The sequence below is a fragment of the Agrilactobacillus fermenti genome, from assembly GCF_021030645.1.
Classification (GTDB): Bacteria; Bacillota; Bacilli; order Lactobacillales; family Lactobacillaceae; genus Agrilactobacillus; species Agrilactobacillus fermenti.
On record NZ_JACGCJ010000015.1, the window covers coordinates 1 to 15,983 of the forward strand.

The following is a 15,983-nucleotide window of genomic DNA, read 5'->3' on the forward strand; positions in this document are numbered from 1 at the left end:
TGATGTCGCCAAGGTTTGAAAAGATATTCTCGGATAGCAGTTTTGGTTTCCGACCCAATCGAAGTGCTCATGATGCCATCAAACGGGTCATAGCGCTGTATGACCAAGGTTATCACTATGTGATCGACCTTGACCTTAAGGCATATTTCGACACGGTCAATCATGATTTACTGATGAAATTTGTCGGCCAATATATCGATGATTCCTGGCTATTAAGACTTATTCGTAAGTTCTTAACGAGTGGGGTTATGAATGGTGGTCTGTTTGAGAAATCAGCTCAAGGCACGCCGCAAGGTGGAAATATCTCGCCATTATTGGCGAATATCTACCTTAATGAGTTGGATAAGCTGCTCATGGCCAGAGGCCATCAGTTTGTGCGCTATGCGGATGATTGTAATATCTACGTCAAAAGTAAGCGCGCAGGCTACCGCGTACTGGCCAATGTGACCAAGTTCTTGGAGAAAGACTTGAAGTTAACAGTCAACCAAAAGAAAACTCATGTCGGGTCGCCCTTGAGATTGAAATTTTTAGGGTTCACTTTAGGTGTGAGTAAAGGCAAAGCATATGCCCGGCCGCACAAAGTTGCCAAAGAACGTATCAAACAGGCCCTAAAGCTAATCACCAAACGGAACCGCGGTGTTAGTCTAGACACTGTCCTTAAAGAGATCAAGCGTAAAATGCGAGGCTGGTTACGATACTATAGTATTGGCCGCATGAAGGGCTTTCTTAAAGCGCTAGACACATGGTTGCGCACGAGGATCCGGCAGTATATCTGGAAATCATGGAAGAAAATCAAAACGAAGTTCCGAAATCTTAGAAAGTTAGGGGAATCGGTGTCAGAAGCACGAATATTTTCTAATACCCGTAAAGGGTATTGGCATACTGCACATACCGGTGTACTGAAATATACTCTAACAAACGAAAGACTGGAACGCCGTGGACTTATCAATCTGTCCACAACGTACCAGTCTATTCAGAAACGCTTAAGTTATTGAACCGCCGTATACGGAACCGTACGTACGGTGGTGTGAGAGGCCGACCCGTTAGGGTCTCCTACTCGATTATGATCGGTTGTCGACCATTATAAAAAGAACTTTGAAATTACAAATCCTAAAATGGCAGTCAGTGCAAAGATACCGGTGAGCCATTGTAAGATGTTACTTTGACGCTGCTGTTTTTTAGCAAAGGCAATTTCGATCAGCGCAATCACAGCTAAGCCCAAAGCAGCTTTGATGATGATCCAGATCGGGGACAGTTGAAAGGTACTTAACAGCATAACGGCACCAGAGTAAATCAAAACGAGATATAAAATACGATCGAGCATTTTACTAGTTGTTGTGAGCGACGGATTGGTTGAAATTAAACCAAAAACCGTTAACATAGCAATTAAAATTGCTGTGATGACGTGAATCAATACAATCGTTGGCATGTTTTGACACCTCCTTAAGATTGATGATTTCAGAGTCAGTTTAAAAGCCCTCTTTGATTAGATTAGCACTAGCCAAAGCCTTTCGTAACTGCAGCATAGCTGTGTAAGTTGCGAGAACATAGACTTTCTTAGTCGGTAAATCCTTGATAGCATCTAGAACCGGGGCCATACCTTGAATGTGGTTTAATTTGTCTTCTGGGACGTTGGCAACTTGCAAGCGGAAGGCAATATCATCTGAACGTTCACCGCCAGCTACATAGCCTTTGATCTTATCAAATGGTAAATGTTCAAAATCACCGTCCCAGATCCAGCTAGTGTCGATCCCATCGGCATAATTGGCATTTAATAATACGGCTAGCGAAAAGTCATCTGTTTCATTATTTAATAGATTTAAGACTTCATTTAAGCCAACCGGATTTTTGACTAAAATCAAAGTTAGCTCTTTATCGGCCATGGAGATTACTTCTTGGCGGCCAAAGACTTTTTCATCATAGGCGAAAGCTTGGGCAATTTTGACTGGATCAATATCAAAGAAACGGCCCACGGTGTAAGCAGCTAAGGCGTTATAAATATTATAGGTTCCACCGATATTGATCGTAAACGTTTGCTCATTGATCATAAATTTTGAATGTTTTGGGGTCTTTTCTAAAATTTGAGTCACTTTCTGAGCTAATTCCGGACGATGAAAACCACAGTTAGGACAGAAATAGTTACCCAAATTAGCGTAGCTTAATTCATGGTAATGTAAAATGTGATTACATACCGGACAAAGCACACCATCAGTATTGACATTGGCTTTGAAATCGAGATGATCATCTTCGGTACTGAAGCCATAATAGATCGTCGGGTTTGGCAAAGGCTTAGAAGCAAAGATGGCTGCGTCGCCGTTAGCAATCACTGTTGCTTCAGGGGCCAGTTTAATGCCATCGAGTATTTTGGCATAAGTGGTATAAATTTCACCGTAGCGGTCCATTTGGTCGCGAAAAATATTAGTTAAAACAAAAGCTTTAGGTTTAATATAGCGGCAGATTGGCGCAACGTTAGCTTCATCAACTTCAAGAATAGCTAATTTCTTGCCGTTTTTATTCTTTTTGTGCGCTAGAAATGCCGTCACGATACCCTGCGTCATATTTGAGCCAGTAGGATTCGTTAAGATACCGTCATATTTTTGCTGCAAGACTTTAACGATCAGAGCAGTCGTCAAAGTCTTGCCATTGGTTCCAGTTACGATGACCACATCATAACCATTAGCTAAGGTTTTCAGAATATCAGGATCGATGCGTTCGGCAACTTTACCTGGGAAAGAGCTCCCGCCTTTTAAAAAATTATGTAAAAACCAATAGGACGATTTTCCTGTAATGGTTGCTAAAGCAGACTTTGTACTCATAATAGCCGCCTTTCTAGTAATTGATAACAACTCCTATATCATAGCAAAAACTCGTTAGAATGAGTAGTTTTTGCATGAATTCCATGATGAATTTTGGCCTATAAACGGGTATACTAGATGTTTGTGAATATCTCGGAAAGGAACGATCAGCGTGGCACAATTATTTTTCCGATATGGTGCAATGAACAGTGGGAAGACAATTGAAATCCTAAAAGTTGCTCATAATTATGAAGAACAAGAAAAACCTGTTATTATTATGACAAGTAGTGTGGATACGAGACATGGCGTTGGGATGGTTTCAAGTCGAATTGGTTTGGAACGTGAAGCGGTGGCGATTTATGATGAGACCAACCTTTATGATCTTGTGAATAAATTAAACCCTAACGCTGCTTGTATACTAATTGATGAGGCACAATTTTTGAAAAAGCATCATATTTTAGAGGCTTCCCAAATTGTAGACACCTTAAAAATTCCGGTGATGGCTTTTGGGTTAAAGAACGATTTTAAAAATGATTTATTTGAAGGTTCGAAGTATTTATTATTATATGCTGATAAAATTGAAGAGATGAAAACAATTTGTTGGTTTTGTAAAAAGAAAGCCATCATGAATTTACGTGTGCACAATGGTCAACCAGTGTATGAAGGTGAACAAGTCGAAATTGGTGGTAATGAAAGTTACTATCCTGTGTGTCGGCGGCACTATTTTCATCCTATTTTACCTCGCCGTAATGCAACAAATGAATAAGGAGCAACTATGGATAAAATATTTGAACAGTTAGATGGTTTGTTGGATCGATATAATGAATTACAAGAATTAATGTCTGATCCAGATGTGATCAATGATACCAAGCGTTACATGGCTTTGTCTAAAGAAGAAGCAAATATGCGTGAAGTGGTCGCAAAATATCGGCGTTTGAAACAGGTCAATTCGGATATTGAAGAAAGCGAAGAAGTCTTACGCGAATCACATGATTCTGAATTGGAAGAGTTAGCTAAAGAAGATCTGAGTAATCTCCAAGATGAAAAGACAAAACTTGAAGCTGACATCAAAATTTTGATGTTGCCCAAGGATCCTAATGATGATAAAAATATCATTATGGAAATTCGTGGCGCGGCCGGTGGTGATGAAGCCAGTTTATTTGCCGGCGATCTATTAGGTATGTATCAAAAATATGCTGAGCATCAAGGCTGGCATTTTGAAATTATTGATGAGAATCGAACCGAAGTTGGCGGGTTTAAAGAAGTTTCTGTTTTGATCACTGGCGAGAATGTTTACTCTAAATTGAAATACGAGAACGGGGCACATCGGGTACAGCGGGTACCGCAAACTGAGTCTCAAGGTCGGGTCCATACGTCTACGGCAACTGTAGCCGTTATGCCTGAATATGATGAAGTTGATATCGATATCGACCCTAAAGATATCCGAGTCGATGTTTATCGTTCGTCAGGTGCTGGTGGACAGCATATCAATAAAACCTCATCAGCCGTACGAATGACGCATATTCCTACGGGAATCGTTGTTGCGATGCAAGATCAACGCTCACAGCAACAAAACCGAGAAAAGGCCATGCAAATTTTGCGTGCCCGGGTCTATGATTATTACGAAAGTCAAAACCAATCTGAATATGATGCTAATCGTAAATCTGCAGTAGGGACTGGCGATCGTTCGGAACGTATTCGTACCTATAACTACCCACAAAACCGGGTGACAGATCATCGTATTGGATTGACCTTGAACAAATTAGATCGCATTATGTCTGGGGATTTAGGTGAAGTCATTGATGCGTTAATTCTGTACGATCAAACTAAAAAATTAGAGCAGATTCAAGATGGCGAAACAAACCTATTTTAAGCTGATCAATGCGGCTAAAACGCAATTGACTAAAGCAGGTAAAGATCCAGAGGCCATTGTTTATGTATTGCTGGAACGCAAACAGTGGACAATGACTGATTTTTTAGTCAACCAGCAGCAAGCAATGCCACTAATTGAACAACGGCAATTAGCTGCCGATATCAAAGCCTTATTAGCTGACGAACCACCACAATATTTAGTAAAACGATCCTGGTTTTATGGTCTGCCGTTTTATGTTGATTCTCGGGTATTGATTCCCAGAATGGATACGGAAATACTAATTTCTTGGGTTTTGGCTGATTATCCAGACACCAAGCAACTTAAAGTTCTAGATCTTGGAACTGGCAGCGGTATTTTAGGGTTAACACTCAAACAACAGCATCCTGATTGGCAAGTGACTTTAGCTGATATTTCTACTGATGCGTTAGCCGTTGCTAAGCTTAATGCCGCTAAATTAAAAGTAGACGTTACTTTGGTTCAAAGTGATATGTTTGCAAACATTGCGGCTAAATTTGATCTTATCGTTTCGAACCCACCTTATATCGGTGTGCAGGAACGAGACGTGATGGATGCCAGTGTTTTGAAGTATGAACCACAAATTGCCTTATTTGCTGAAAATAAGGGTTTAGCGTTTTATCAACACTTTTTTACAACGGTTTCCCAGTATTTGAAAGCACAAGGGCGTTTTTACATGGAGTTTGGCTTTCAACAAAAAGCTGCATTAAAGGCGCTTTTACAGACAGAATTACCTACTGCAGGCATCGCATTTCATAAAGATTTGGCACAAAAAGACCGCGTGCTGCGGGGAATAATCAATTCTGGAACCAATCAATAGTAAAAATAAAAAGAAGTGATAATGTGACACAAAGGTTAAAACGAACAGAGTTAGCACTAGCTGCGCAAATGATACAAGCTGGTGAATTAGTGGCTTTTCCCACGGAAACAGTCTATGGTCTCGGTGCAGATGCAACCAACGCGGCAGCGGTTAAAAAAGTCTATGCTGCAAAAGGGCGGCCCAGTGATAACCCATTGATCGTACATGTTAGTTCCTTTGAGCAAGTTAAAAAATATGCTGTCTTACCTAATGATTATGCGGCCACTTTAGTAAAGGCTTTTTGGCCGGGACCATTAACTTTAATATTACCAATTAAACATGGCGCCCTGGATCCGATCGTTACGGGCGGTTTAAAGACAGCGGCTTTTCGCATGCCCAGAAACCAGTTGACGCGGGATTTGATTGATTTAGCTGGTGTTCCACTAGTCGGACCATCGGCAAATACGTCGGGGAAGCCAAGTCCAACGTTAGCTGATCATGTTTTACATGATTTGAGTGGCAAAATAGCTGGTGTTTTGGATGATGGACCCACCGATGTTGGCGTAGAATCGACTGTTCTAGATTTGTCGGTTGTACCACCAGTTATTTTGCGTCCGGGCGCTGTCACGCGCGAAATGCTATTGCAATATATTCCTGATGTTTTGGATAATCATCATCATGTTGCTAAGGATGAGATTCCTAAAGCACCAGGCATGAAATATAAACACTACGCGCCTAATGCACAAGTTTATATTGTCAATTCAACAGATCCAGATAAATTTCAAAGTGCTGTCAAGTGGGGACTGGCTCAGAACCAAGAAGTTGGATTGTTAGCAACTGATGCCATTATTGCAAGTCAGCATCTTTTGCGCTTTAAAAATCAATTTAGTCTAGGTGAAGATATTCAATCAGCCAGCCATCAGCTATTCGACGGTTTACGTTATTTCGACTTAAATCCTGAAATTAAATTGATCATTGCTCAAGGGTTTCCACGGCAGGGATTAGGCGAAGCCTACATGAACCGGCTGGAAAAATCAGCTGGATCAGAGTACTTACAAATTGATGACCAGCAGGTAAGCGTCATACGTGAAATGACACGTTAGTTTCATGGTGCGTTAAAAATGTGTGCCAATATTAGCTAAATTAAATAAGACCCCCAGAAGTTAGACTGAAAAAACTAATTTTTTGGGGTCTTATTTGGTTAAATATCGTTAGGGGTTCAAAGTCAAATTCGAGCACACTATAGCTTATAGCTGGTGCATGTTCGTTAGCTTAAAAGACGGCATTCTAAATATTGTGAATTTCAATACATTTAAGCAAATTTTTATAAGTGGGTTTAAAATGGATATACCGGTACTTTTAAACTGTAAGCGTTATTTAATTGCTTGTGAAATTGCGATATAATAGTGATTTATTACACATTTTATGCTATGATTTGATTATATTAAGCGGGAAGGAGGATAAATATGGTTAACTGGCTTAGAAATAATAAAATTGCAATGTGGATTTTAACCATTATGCGCATTTATTTAGGTTACGAATGGATTTTAGATGGTTGGGGAAAAGTCTCTAAAGGTTTTGATGCCTCTGGATTCATTATGAATGCCATCAAACATCCCGTACCTGGGCCACATGGACCTGAAGCCGTGTATCCAATGTACACTAGTTTCTTGAAATCATTTGTTCAACCCAATATTTCTTTCTTTAATTTTGCAGTTTCTTGGGGCGAATTACTCGTTGGTATTGGTCTATTATTGGGCGCATTCACAACTGCGGCTTCATTCTTTGCAATTTTGATGAACTTCTCATATTTATTGGCAGGCACTGTTTCAGTCAATCCTAAATATGTTATTTTCGAAATTTTCTTTTTAATTGCTGGCGTTAATGCCGGTAAAATTGGTTTGGATCGCTGGATCATTCCATTCTTGCGTAGAAAGCTACCTTTCTTAAAGGGCGATCCTGATCTAAAACACAATTAATGTACTTATAATTATGATTCAACCGCTTAATATAAATTAAAAGCTAAATCAATCAAATAAAGAATGATTTGGCTTTTTTATTTATATGGTAATAAAAAATTGGAGATGTTTATCACGCAAAAGACACGTAAAATGAATCGGATTTGGGCAATTATTTAGGCTGGTATTTTTGGTGGCTTGATCTCAGGCTTAGTTAAACTTGGCTGGGAGAACATCTTACCGCCGAGAACAGCTGCTCGAAATCTTACAAACCCACCACAAATGTTGTTGCAGCAATTAGGGATTCCTAAGCACATTACTCATTTAACCTATACTTATTCTGGCGCACAGATGCCTTGGGTCTCATTCATTGTACACTTTGGTTTTTCAATCGCATTTGCAATTATCTATTGTTTGTTGGCTGAAAAGTTTCCCAAAATCACCTTGGGTCAAGGCACCGTATTTGGTCTTGTGGTTTGGATTGCTTTTCACCTAATAATCATGCCAGTCATGGGTACCGTACCAGTACCTTGGCATCAGCCAATTGAAGAACATATTTCTGAAGCTTTAGGCCACATGGTCTGGATGTGGACAATTGAGATTTTTAGAACAGACTGGATCCGTCGTTTGACAGGGCACGTTGCTTAAGATAGTGAGTATTAGGTAGTCATCATAGGTATCGTTGTTTTTTAATGTCTATTTAAGTTAAAATGAATCATAACTCATGGTTGATCAAAATGAAGTGTAAATTTTATGCAACCTGATATTTTGAAGAAATGAACGGTGAAAAAATGGTTTTAACGAATAAAACGCCTGCCACTAAAGTTCAAGCAATTTTTAATAATATCGCTGGGAACTATGATGCGATGAATAATGTCATTAGTCTGGGTTTACACAATCATTGGCGGACAGTAACTAACCGGGCCTTGCAGTTAACGGCCGGTGATCAGATTTTGGATGTTTGTTGTGGGACAGGGGTATGGTCATTTGGATTGGCTCAATATGTTGGTCCTAGCGGTTTGATTACTGGTTTGGATTTTAGTGAAGCTATGTTACAAATTGCCACAGAGAAAAAAGACGCTGCAGGATTGACTAATGTGCGATTTGAGCAAGGGGACGCCCAGCACCTGCCATTTCCTGACAATCATTTTGATCGCGTCACTATCGGCTTTGGACTTCGTAATGTTCCTGATGCCGATCAGGTGTTACGGGAAATGTTTCGCGTGGTAAAGCCAGGCGGGATTGTTGCTTGCTTGGAAACATCTAAGCCTCAGAATAAATTTGTGCGTATGGGCTGGGAGTTATATGTGGGTAAACTAATGCCTTTGCTGGGCGGCTTGGTACATCATTATAAGGAATATAATTATCTGCAAAGTTCAACCCATGGCTTTTTATCGCCACAGGCTTTAGCAGAAAAGTTTTGGCAGGCTGGTTTCAAACAAGTACATTATCAGACGTTTTTGTTTGGGACGGCTGCCGCACATTTTGGTACAAAATAATTGGATCAGTATGATCAGTTTTAGGATTGAAGCCAGCTAATCGCTGTTGCTCAATCCTTTTTTTGCGAGTTAACGCACGGCGCAGTCAGTCTGGTATAATTTAATTTATCATAATTACAGGAGGACACGTCATGAATAAATACGAACAAGTTGATCCAGAATTATTTGCGGCCATTCACGATGAAGTGCAGCGCCAAGAACATACCATTGAACTAATAGCATCTGAAAATATTGTTTCGGATGCTGTTCGTGCGGCCCAGGGGAGTGTGTTGACTAATAAATACGCTGAGGGTTATCCGGGACACCGCTATTATGGTGGCTGTGAATATATTGATGTTGCTGAAAATTTAGCGATTGAACGCGCCAAAAAATTATTTGGTGCTGAGTTTGCCAATGTACAGCCACACTCAGGGTCATCAGCTAACATGGCCGTTTATCGTGCCTTTTTGGATGATGGCGATCGTGTAATGGGCTGGAGCCTGCAAGATGGCGGTCATTTGACTCATGGAGCTAAAGTAAGTTTTAGTGGACAAGAATATGAATTTCATGAATATGGTCTTGATCCTGAGACGGAACGGTTAGACTACGATCAAATTTTAGCACAGGCTAAAAAAATTCAACCCAAGATGATCGTTACTGGTGCATCAGCCTATAGTCGTGAAATTGATTTTGCTAAATTTCGAGACATCTGTGATCAGGTTGGAGCCTACTTAATGGTTGATATGGCACATATAGCTGGATTGGTAGCTGCTGGTGAGCATCAAAGTCCAGTGCCATACGCCGATGTTGTTACGACTACCACCCATAAAACTTTACGTGGCCCAAGAGGTGGCATGATCTTGGCCAAAAAAGCTTATGGTAAAGCAATTAATTCTGCTGTTTTTCCTGGGATTCAAGGTGGCCCTTTGGAACATGTGATTGCTGCAAAAGCAGTTTGTTTAAAGGAAGCCATGCAGCCAGAATTTAAAATTTATGCCCAACAGATCAAGAAAAATGCACAAGCTATGGCTGAGGTTTTCAATGCTAGTGATCAAGTTCGCGTGATTTCTGGTGGTACGGATAACCACCTGATGTTGTTGGATGTTACTAAAATGGGTCTGTATGGCCGCGATGTTCAAGATCTACTGGACGAGGTTCATATCACTTTAAATAAAAATACGATTCCTAATGAACAAAATGGGCCTTTTAAAACAAGTGGCGTACGTGTCGGAACTCCAGCCATCACGACTCGAGGGTTTAAGGAGGCACAAGCAAGGCAAGTCGCAGAGTTAATTTTGGCAGCATGTGCTGCAAAAGATGATGCAGCAGCATTGGTAAAAATAGATCAACGCGTTCAAGAACTGACAGCTGCCTTTCCAATTAAAGGATAATTTGGTTATCCTATTGCAATTTGAAGTCAATACGCTAAAATGGTATGAGATAAAAATGAAGGTGGCTCTTAAAAATTGGGAAAATTTACCGTATTAAATCACCCGCTTATTCAACATAAGTTGACGATTATTCGGAACAAGCACACAGGGACAAAGGTTTTTCGTGAAGTAGCAAATGAAATTGCTGAACTGATGGTTTATGAAATTACACGAGATTTACCCTTGGAAGATGTTGAAGTTGAAACGCCGATGGGTAAAACAACTCAAAAGACACTTGCTGGCAAGAAACTTGCCGTCGTGCCGATTTTGCGTGCCGGCTTAGGTATGGTCGATGGTGTTTTGGAATTGATTCCTGCCGCTAAAGTAGGTCACGTCGGGATGTATCGTGATGAAAAGACGCTAAAACCTCACGAGTATTTTGTGAAGATGCCCGCAGACATAGATCAACGTAATTTATTTATTGTTGACCCAATGCTAGCTACTGGTGGTTCTGCCAATATGGCTATTGAAGCTCTAAAAAAACGGGGGGCAACTTCAATGCGGTTAGTTGTATTAGTAGCTGCACCAGAAGGTGTCAAAGCTGTTCAAGCAGCTCATCCAGATGTAGATATTTATGCTGCGTCCTTGGATGAACGTTTGAATGAAGATGGTTATATCGTTCCAGGTTTAGGCGATGCTGGAGACCGTTTATTTGGTACGAAATAATCATGAAATTTGATTATTTTTAATATAGCATCTTGTTTATTGAATCTGAGATAAGCATTTCTGCACTTAAAATTTAATTATGTAAACAGTTTGAGGTCGGTAACAAAACATGAGTTTTGTTCGGCCTCTATTTTTACTGTTTTCAAAAGTTAACAGAGTTTGGCAGCTATTAATACAGGAATTTTTTGAAAATATATTTGTCAGTATAAATTTTTATTTTTTTTCATAAGGTACTTTGTTTTTTACTTAATTTGGTGGTATCATTTCACTTGTATTTTGACTCAACTCGGTTCGTCAAAATGCTGAGCATAGTTTTGCTGGATTGTGTTGATTGCCCTTGCCAGACGGGCATCTACATAATAAATTTCATATAGAAAGGAGGCTAATCTTTGGAAGATAAAATACCTACTTTCACCATTGCTGGATTGAATTTTAATCTTGGCAATGATATTTCTGGAGTCATTGCTGCATTAATGGTATTGGGCTTTGTATTTTTTCTCGCAAAAAATCCTAAAATTCGGCCCAGTAAGCGCCAAAATATCTTAGAATGGCTCATTGACTTTGTTAATAATATTGTTAAAGGTTCTATTCCGGGTGAGGAAGGTCGAAAGTTCTACGGGCTAGCTTTTGTCATGTTCTTATTCATTTTCATGTCCAATCAGCTAGGCTTGTTCTTACAGGTAAACGTTGGTGATTATAATTTTGTTAAATCACCAACCGCCAGTCCAGTGATAACTATGACTTTAGCAATGATCATCTTGCTATTGTCTCATTATTATGGTGTTAAAAAATGGGGCTTTGGTACTTACTTAAAGAATTACTCAAGACCCGTTGCGTTTTTGACACCAGTCAATGTTCTGGAAGAATTTACAAACTTTTTAACATTGTCATTACGTTTGTTTGGTAATATTTATGCCGGTGAAATTTTATTGAAATTGATTGCAACCTTCATGAAGAGTCATGGTGTAATAACGTTTATTCCTGGTATTTTTCTGGAGATGGTCTGGCAAGCATTTTCCGTATTCATCGGAAGTATTCAGGCATACGTTTTCGTAACGTTGTCTATGGTTTATATTTCTAAAAAACTTGAACAAGAATAATAGTTGAAAAAACTAGGAGGTATTTTATTATGGGGTTAATTGGTGCTGGTATCGCTGCAGGTTTAGCTGCCCTTGCTGCGTCAATCGGTAATGGTCTTGTTATTTCTAAGACTATTGAAGGTATGGCTCGTCAACCAGAATTGTCATCATCATTACGTGGTACGATGTTTATTGGTGTTGGTTTGATTGAAGCCGTGCCAATCATCGCAATCGTTGTTTCATTCCTATTATTGTTCTAAAAACTTTGGTAGCTTTGATATTGAAGTCAAACAATGATAGAGAGGAAGTGCAAAATATATGAATGCCCTTGTTTTTGGTGTTGCACTTCAAACGGGTGATATGCTGATATATTTGATTTTATTCATTCTTATGTTTATCATCGTCATGAAATATGCTTACGGGCCAGTTTCAAAGATGATGCAAAAACGTGAAGATAAGATCAATGGTGATTTAGATTATGCTGATGAAACGCGCAAAAAGGCTGATGAATTGGCTGCTCAACGTGAAGCTGAATTGAAAAACACACGGACTGAAGCAACACAAATCGTTCAAAATGCTAAAAAAAGCGGTGATAATCAACGTGATCAAATCATTACGCAAGCTCAGTCTGAAGCTCAGCAATTAAAAGCTAATGCACAAAAAGATGCGCAACAAGCACGTCAAGATGCTTTGAATAGTGCTCGAGACGATGTGGCTCAGTTATCTGTTGAAATAGCTTCTAAATTGATTCAAAAAGAATTAAGTGCAGATGACCAAAAAGCATTGATCGATTCTTATATTGAAGGGTTAGGCGATACCAATGGCTCTAGATAAATATACTGTTGGTAGACGCTATGCAAAAGCCTTATTTGAATTATCTGACGAACACAGTAATTTAGAAGCAACGTATCAAGAATTGCTTGCTATACGTCAAATCTTTACTGAGAATGACGATTTAGGGCAAATTTTAACGGATACACGGTTGAATTTGCTTGAAAAAAAGCCAATTCTTGATGCTTTAAAACAACAATTTAGTCCGCAAATGCAAACATTTCTTCAAATGGTGTTTGATTATAAACGGATGGACGATATTTTATTCATGGTCGATTATTTTGAAAAAATGTACGACGAAAAGAATAAAACAGTGTTAGCTACCGTTACTACGACGGTGCCATTGACTGATGATCAGCAACAACGCCTCTCGGATCGACTTAAGACGCGTTTTGACGCTAATTCCGTGGAAATTACTAATGTTGTTGACACATCAATTATGGGTGGCGTGATCGTTCGTACAGAAGATAAAGTGATCGATGGCAGTATTAAGACACGTTTGCAAAAAATGCGTGCCTTGCTGCTAAACAATTGATCCAATTGAGAGGTGAAATGAATGAGCATCAAAGCTGAAGAAATCAGTGCTTTGATTAAACAACAACTGGAACATTATGATGATCAGCTCGTCGTTGACGAAGTTGGTACTGTGACCTATGTTGGTGATGGTATTGCTCGTGCTCATGGATTAGACAATGTCATGTCTAACGAATTGTTGGAATTTTCTAATGGTTCTTATGGTGTTGCCCAAAACTTGGAAACGAACGATGTTGGTATTATTATTTTTGGCCGCTTTGACGATATTCGTGAAGGGGACCAAGTTAAACGAACGGGCCGTATTTTGCAAGTACCTGTTGGTGAAGAAATGATCGGTCGGGTCGTTAATCCTTTAGGCCAGCCAATTGATGGCTTAGGTGAAATCAAAACGACTAAAACACGACCAATCGAATTTAAAGCACCTGGGGTTATGCAACGTCAGTCTGTTAGTGAACCCTTACAAACTGGGTTAAAGGCCGTTGATGCCTTAGTTCCAATTGGTCGTGGTCAGCGTGAATTAGTCATTGGTGATCGTAAGACTGGTAAGACATCAATTGCCATTGATACAATTATCAATCAAAAAGATCAAAATATGATTTGTATCTATGTGGCGATTGGTCAAAAGGAATCCACTGTTAAGAATCAGATTGAAACTTTACGTAAATATGGGGCAATGGACTATACGATCGTGTTGACAGCCGGTCCTTCTGAACCAGCACCTATGCTTTATATTGCACCTTATGCTGGTAGTGCCATGGGTGAAGAATTTATGTATAACGGCAAACATGTTTTGATCGTCTTTGATGATTTATCAAAACAAGCTGCTGCTTATCGTGAAATTTCTTTACTATTGAGAAGACCTCCTGGCCGTGAAGCTTATCCTGGTGATGTTTTCTACTTGCATTCACGTTTACTAGAACGTTCTGCTAAGTTAAGTGATGAATTGGGTGGCGGTTCAATGACAGCCTTACCATTCATTGAAACACAAGCCGGCGATATTTCCGCTTATATTCCAACTAACGTTATTTCCATTACCGATGGTCAGATTTTCTTGGAAAGTGATCTTTTCTATTCAGGAACACGACCAGCTATTGACGCCGGAGCTTCTGTTTCCCGTGTTGGTGGGGCTGCTCAGATCAAAGCAATGAAGAAAGTCGCTGGGACGTTGCGTGTTGACTTAGCGTCTTATCGTGAATTGGAATCATTTGCACAGTTTGGTTCTGATTTGGATGAAGCAACACAAGCTAAATTAAATCGTGGCCGGCGAACGGTGGAAGTTTTGAAACAGCCACTGCATAAACCACTACCTGTTGAAAAACAAGTTTTGATTTTATATGCTTTGACTCATGGTTACATTGATGCTGTACCAGTTGATCAAATTCAACGTTATCAAGATGAATTGTTCTCATTCTTTGATTCGAATCATAAAGATTTATTAGATTCGATTCACAAGACAGGCAATCTGCCAGCTGAAAAAGATATGAATGCGGCAATTGACTCCTTTATGTCTGGTTTTGATACTGGTGAAGCTTCTGAAGATGATACTGATCAAACAGATGCTCAGGCAAACGGTGCAAACTAGTACAAATGAAGGCGGTGCAATCAAATGGCTGAATCGTTAATTGATATTAAGAGAAGAATCGCATCGACTCAAAGTACACAGCAAATTACGAAGGCCATGCAAATGGTATCAGCTGCCAAACTCTCACAAACACAAGAACGGGCGCGAAATTATCAAGTCTATTCTTCTAAAGTGCGTGATATTGTCGTTCATTTGGCAGCATCACAGATTTTATCTAATGCCAATGGGGCCTCAGGTTCTAAAGATAAGGATGCTATTTCAACAAGTAGTTTGTTGCAACAGCGTCCAATCAAGAAGACGGCTTACTTGGTGATCACGAGTGATCGCGGTCTTGTGGGTAGTTATAATAGTACGATTCTAAAGAACATTATGTCAGTTATCGCTGATGCAGATGATCCAGAAAAGTATTGTTTGATTGCCATTGGCGGGACAGGTGCAGATTTCTTTAAAGCACGTAATTTAAATGTTTCTTATGAATATCGCGGCGTAAGTGATATTCCAACTTACAATGAGGTTCGTGAGATCGTCAAAACAATTGTGTCTATGTATGATGCTGGTGTCTTTGATGAACTTTACGTTTGTTACAATCATTTTGTAAATACTTTAAGCTCAGCATTTCGAGTTGAAAAGATGCTACCAATTACAGATTTAAATGACTCTGAAGATTTAGAGAAAATCGACTATATTGCCGATCCGTCTCCCGAAGAAGCTTTAAATGCAATTTTACCGCAGTATGCTGAAAGCTTGATCTATGGTGCGATTATTGATGCCAAGACTTCAGAACATGCCAGTTCTACGACGGCAATGAAGAGTGCATCAGATAATGCTGATGATTTGATCAGTCGGTTATCCATTCGGTATAACCGGGCGCGACAAGCTAAAATCACTACCGAGATCACCGAGATTGTCGGTGGGGCAGCTGCACTAGAATAACCTTAAGAAA

At 39.6% G+C, this 15,983-nt stretch carries 18 protein-coding genes; 16 read left to right on the plus strand and 2 right to left on the minus strand.

Annotated elements, in window-relative coordinates:
- Positions 1-995, plus strand: a 995-nt coding sequence (locus FHQ08_RS06795; protein ID WP_230913648.1) for a group II intron reverse transcriptase/maturase, incomplete at its 5' end; no start/stop codon positions are given.
- Between the two features lie 86 nt (positions 996-1,081).
- On the opposite strand, the gene FHQ08_RS06800 is transcribed toward FHQ08_RS06795, so the two are convergent.
- Together FHQ08_RS06800 and FHQ08_RS06805 are read right to left on the minus strand one after the other, a co-directional pair.
- A complete protein-coding gene (locus FHQ08_RS06800; RefSeq protein WP_230913649.1) occupies positions 1,082-1,429 on the minus strand; it encodes a DUF1516 family protein in 348 nt (115 codons plus the stop codon).
- A 40-nt stretch (positions 1,430-1,469) separates the two neighbouring features.
- Entirely contained in the window at positions 1,470-2,816 is a 1,347-nt protein-coding gene (locus tag FHQ08_RS06805) for a Mur ligase family protein (RefSeq protein WP_230913650.1), read from the minus strand.
- Positions 2,817-2,967: 151 nt separating this feature from the next.
- On the opposite strand from FHQ08_RS06805, the gene FHQ08_RS06810 reads away from it, so the two are divergent.
- The 15 genes from FHQ08_RS06810 (at position 2,968) to FHQ08_RS06880 (ending at position 15,973) form a co-directional block, all read left to right on the plus strand.
- A complete protein-coding gene (locus FHQ08_RS06810) occupies positions 2,968-3,561 on the plus strand; it encodes a thymidine kinase (protein WP_230913651.1) in 594 nt (197 codons plus the stop codon).
- 9 nt (positions 3,562-3,570) lie between these two features.
- Positions 3,571-4,668, plus strand: coding sequence for a peptide chain release factor 1 (gene prfA / locus FHQ08_RS06815; RefSeq protein ID WP_230913652.1), 1,098 nt, complete (start codon positions 3,571-3,573; stop codon positions 4,666-4,668).
- On the plus strand, positions 4,646-5,503 hold the full coding sequence (prmC, locus tag FHQ08_RS06820; protein ID WP_230913653.1) for a peptide chain release factor N(5)-glutamine methyltransferase: 858 nt from the start codon (positions 4,646-4,648) through the stop codon (positions 5,501-5,503). The genes prfA and prmC overlap by 23 nt, the downstream gene beginning before the upstream one ends.
- Positions 5,504-5,526: 23 nt before the next feature.
- Positions 5,527-6,585 carry an L-threonylcarbamoyladenylate synthase gene (locus FHQ08_RS06825; protein ID WP_330166086.1) on the plus strand — a complete coding sequence of 353 codons (1,059 nt, stop codon included), beginning with the start codon at positions 5,527-5,529 and terminating at the stop codon, positions 6,583-6,585.
- Between the two features lie 363 nt (positions 6,586-6,948).
- A complete protein-coding gene (locus tag FHQ08_RS06830) occupies positions 6,949-7,461 on the plus strand; it encodes a DoxX family membrane protein (protein WP_230913654.1) in 513 nt (170 codons plus the stop codon).
- A 177-nt stretch (positions 7,462-7,638) separates the two neighbouring features.
- Positions 7,639-8,088 carry a YagU family protein gene (locus tag FHQ08_RS06835; protein ID WP_269073893.1) on the plus strand — a complete coding sequence of 150 codons (450 nt, stop codon included), beginning with the start codon at positions 7,639-7,641 and terminating at the stop codon, positions 8,086-8,088.
- A gap of 143 nt (positions 8,089-8,231) precedes the next feature.
- Entirely contained in the window at positions 8,232-8,939 is a 708-nt protein-coding gene (locus FHQ08_RS06840; protein ID WP_230913714.1) for a demethylmenaquinone methyltransferase, read from the plus strand.
- A gap of 131 nt (positions 8,940-9,070) precedes the next feature.
- The gene (glyA, locus tag FHQ08_RS06845; protein ID WP_230913655.1) at positions 9,071-10,309 is read left to right on the plus strand and encodes a serine hydroxymethyltransferase; all 1,239 of its coding nucleotides are present in this window, start codon (positions 9,071-9,073) and stop codon (positions 10,307-10,309) included.
- Positions 10,310-10,384: 75 nt separating this feature from the next.
- Positions 10,385-11,014, plus strand: coding sequence for a uracil phosphoribosyltransferase (gene upp / locus FHQ08_RS06850; protein WP_230913656.1), 630 nt, complete (start codon positions 10,385-10,387; stop codon positions 11,012-11,014).
- Between the two features lie 389 nt (positions 11,015-11,403).
- The gene (gene atpB, locus FHQ08_RS06855) at positions 11,404-12,114 is read left to right on the plus strand and encodes a F0F1 ATP synthase subunit A (protein WP_230913657.1); all 711 of its coding nucleotides are present in this window, start codon (positions 11,404-11,406) and stop codon (positions 12,112-12,114) included.
- Between the two features lie 29 nt (positions 12,115-12,143).
- Positions 12,144-12,353: a F0F1 ATP synthase subunit C gene (gene atpE, locus FHQ08_RS06860; RefSeq protein WP_230913658.1), complete on the plus strand. Its 210-nt coding sequence runs from the start codon at positions 12,144-12,146 to the stop codon at positions 12,351-12,353.
- Positions 12,354-12,411: 58 nt separating this feature from the next.
- Positions 12,412-12,927: a F0F1 ATP synthase subunit B gene (gene atpF / locus FHQ08_RS06865; protein ID WP_230913659.1), complete on the plus strand. Its 516-nt coding sequence runs from the start codon at positions 12,412-12,414 to the stop codon at positions 12,925-12,927.
- Positions 12,914-13,459, plus strand: a complete 546-nt coding sequence (gene atpH / locus FHQ08_RS06870; RefSeq protein WP_230913660.1) for an ATP synthase F1 subunit delta — start codon at positions 12,914-12,916, stop codon at positions 13,457-13,459. Before atpF ends, atpH begins: the two co-directional genes overlap by 14 nt.
- A 21-nt stretch (positions 13,460-13,480) precedes the next feature.
- Positions 13,481-15,040 carry a F0F1 ATP synthase subunit alpha gene (gene atpA, locus FHQ08_RS06875; protein WP_230913661.1) on the plus strand — a complete coding sequence of 520 codons (1,560 nt, stop codon included), beginning with the start codon at positions 13,481-13,483 and terminating at the stop codon, positions 15,038-15,040.
- A 24-nt stretch (positions 15,041-15,064) separates the two neighbouring features.
- The gene (locus tag FHQ08_RS06880) at positions 15,065-15,973 is read left to right on the plus strand and encodes a F0F1 ATP synthase subunit gamma (protein WP_230913662.1); all 909 of its coding nucleotides are present in this window, start codon (positions 15,065-15,067) and stop codon (positions 15,971-15,973) included.
- The last annotated feature ends 10 nt before the right edge of the window (positions 15,974-15,983 follow it).

What these genes read in the sequence shown, in the direction of transcription:
- FHQ08_RS06830 (WP_230913654.1), top strand. Translation starts at nt 6,949, where the DNA reads ATGGTTAACTGGCTTAGAAATAATAAAATTGCAATGTGGATTTTAACC.
- glyA (WP_230913655.1), top strand. Translation starts at nt 9,071, where the DNA reads ATGAATAAATACGAACAAGTTGATCCAGAATTATTTGCGGCCATTCAC.
- FHQ08_RS06880 (WP_230913662.1), top strand. Translation starts at nt 15,065, where the DNA reads ATGGCTGAATCGTTAATTGATATTAAGAGAAGAATCGCATCGACTCAA.
- prmC (WP_230913653.1), top strand. Translation starts at nt 4,646, where the DNA reads ATGGCGAAACAAACCTATTTTAAGCTGATCAATGCGGCTAAAACGCAA.
- FHQ08_RS06840 (WP_230913714.1), top strand. Translation starts at nt 8,232, where the DNA reads ATGGTTTTAACGAATAAAACGCCTGCCACTAAAGTTCAAGCAATTTTT.
- FHQ08_RS06800 (WP_230913649.1), bottom strand. Translation starts at nt 1,429, where the DNA reads ATGCCAACGATTGTATTGATTCACGTCATCACAGCAATTTTAATTGCT.
- prfA (WP_230913652.1), top strand. Translation starts at nt 3,571, where the DNA reads ATGGATAAAATATTTGAACAGTTAGATGGTTTGTTGGATCGATATAAT.
- atpE (WP_230913658.1), top strand. Translation starts at nt 12,144, where the DNA reads ATGGGGTTAATTGGTGCTGGTATCGCTGCAGGTTTAGCTGCCCTTGCT.
- FHQ08_RS06805 (WP_230913650.1), bottom strand. Translation starts at nt 2,816, where the DNA reads ATGAGTACAAAGTCTGCTTTAGCAACCATTACAGGAAAATCGTCCTAT.
- atpA (WP_230913661.1), top strand. Translation starts at nt 13,481, where the DNA reads ATGAGCATCAAAGCTGAAGAAATCAGTGCTTTGATTAAACAACAACTG.
- atpH (WP_230913660.1), top strand. Translation starts at nt 12,914, where the DNA reads ATGGCTCTAGATAAATATACTGTTGGTAGACGCTATGCAAAAGCCTTA.
- atpF (WP_230913659.1), top strand. Translation starts at nt 12,412, where the DNA reads ATGAATGCCCTTGTTTTTGGTGTTGCACTTCAAACGGGTGATATGCTG.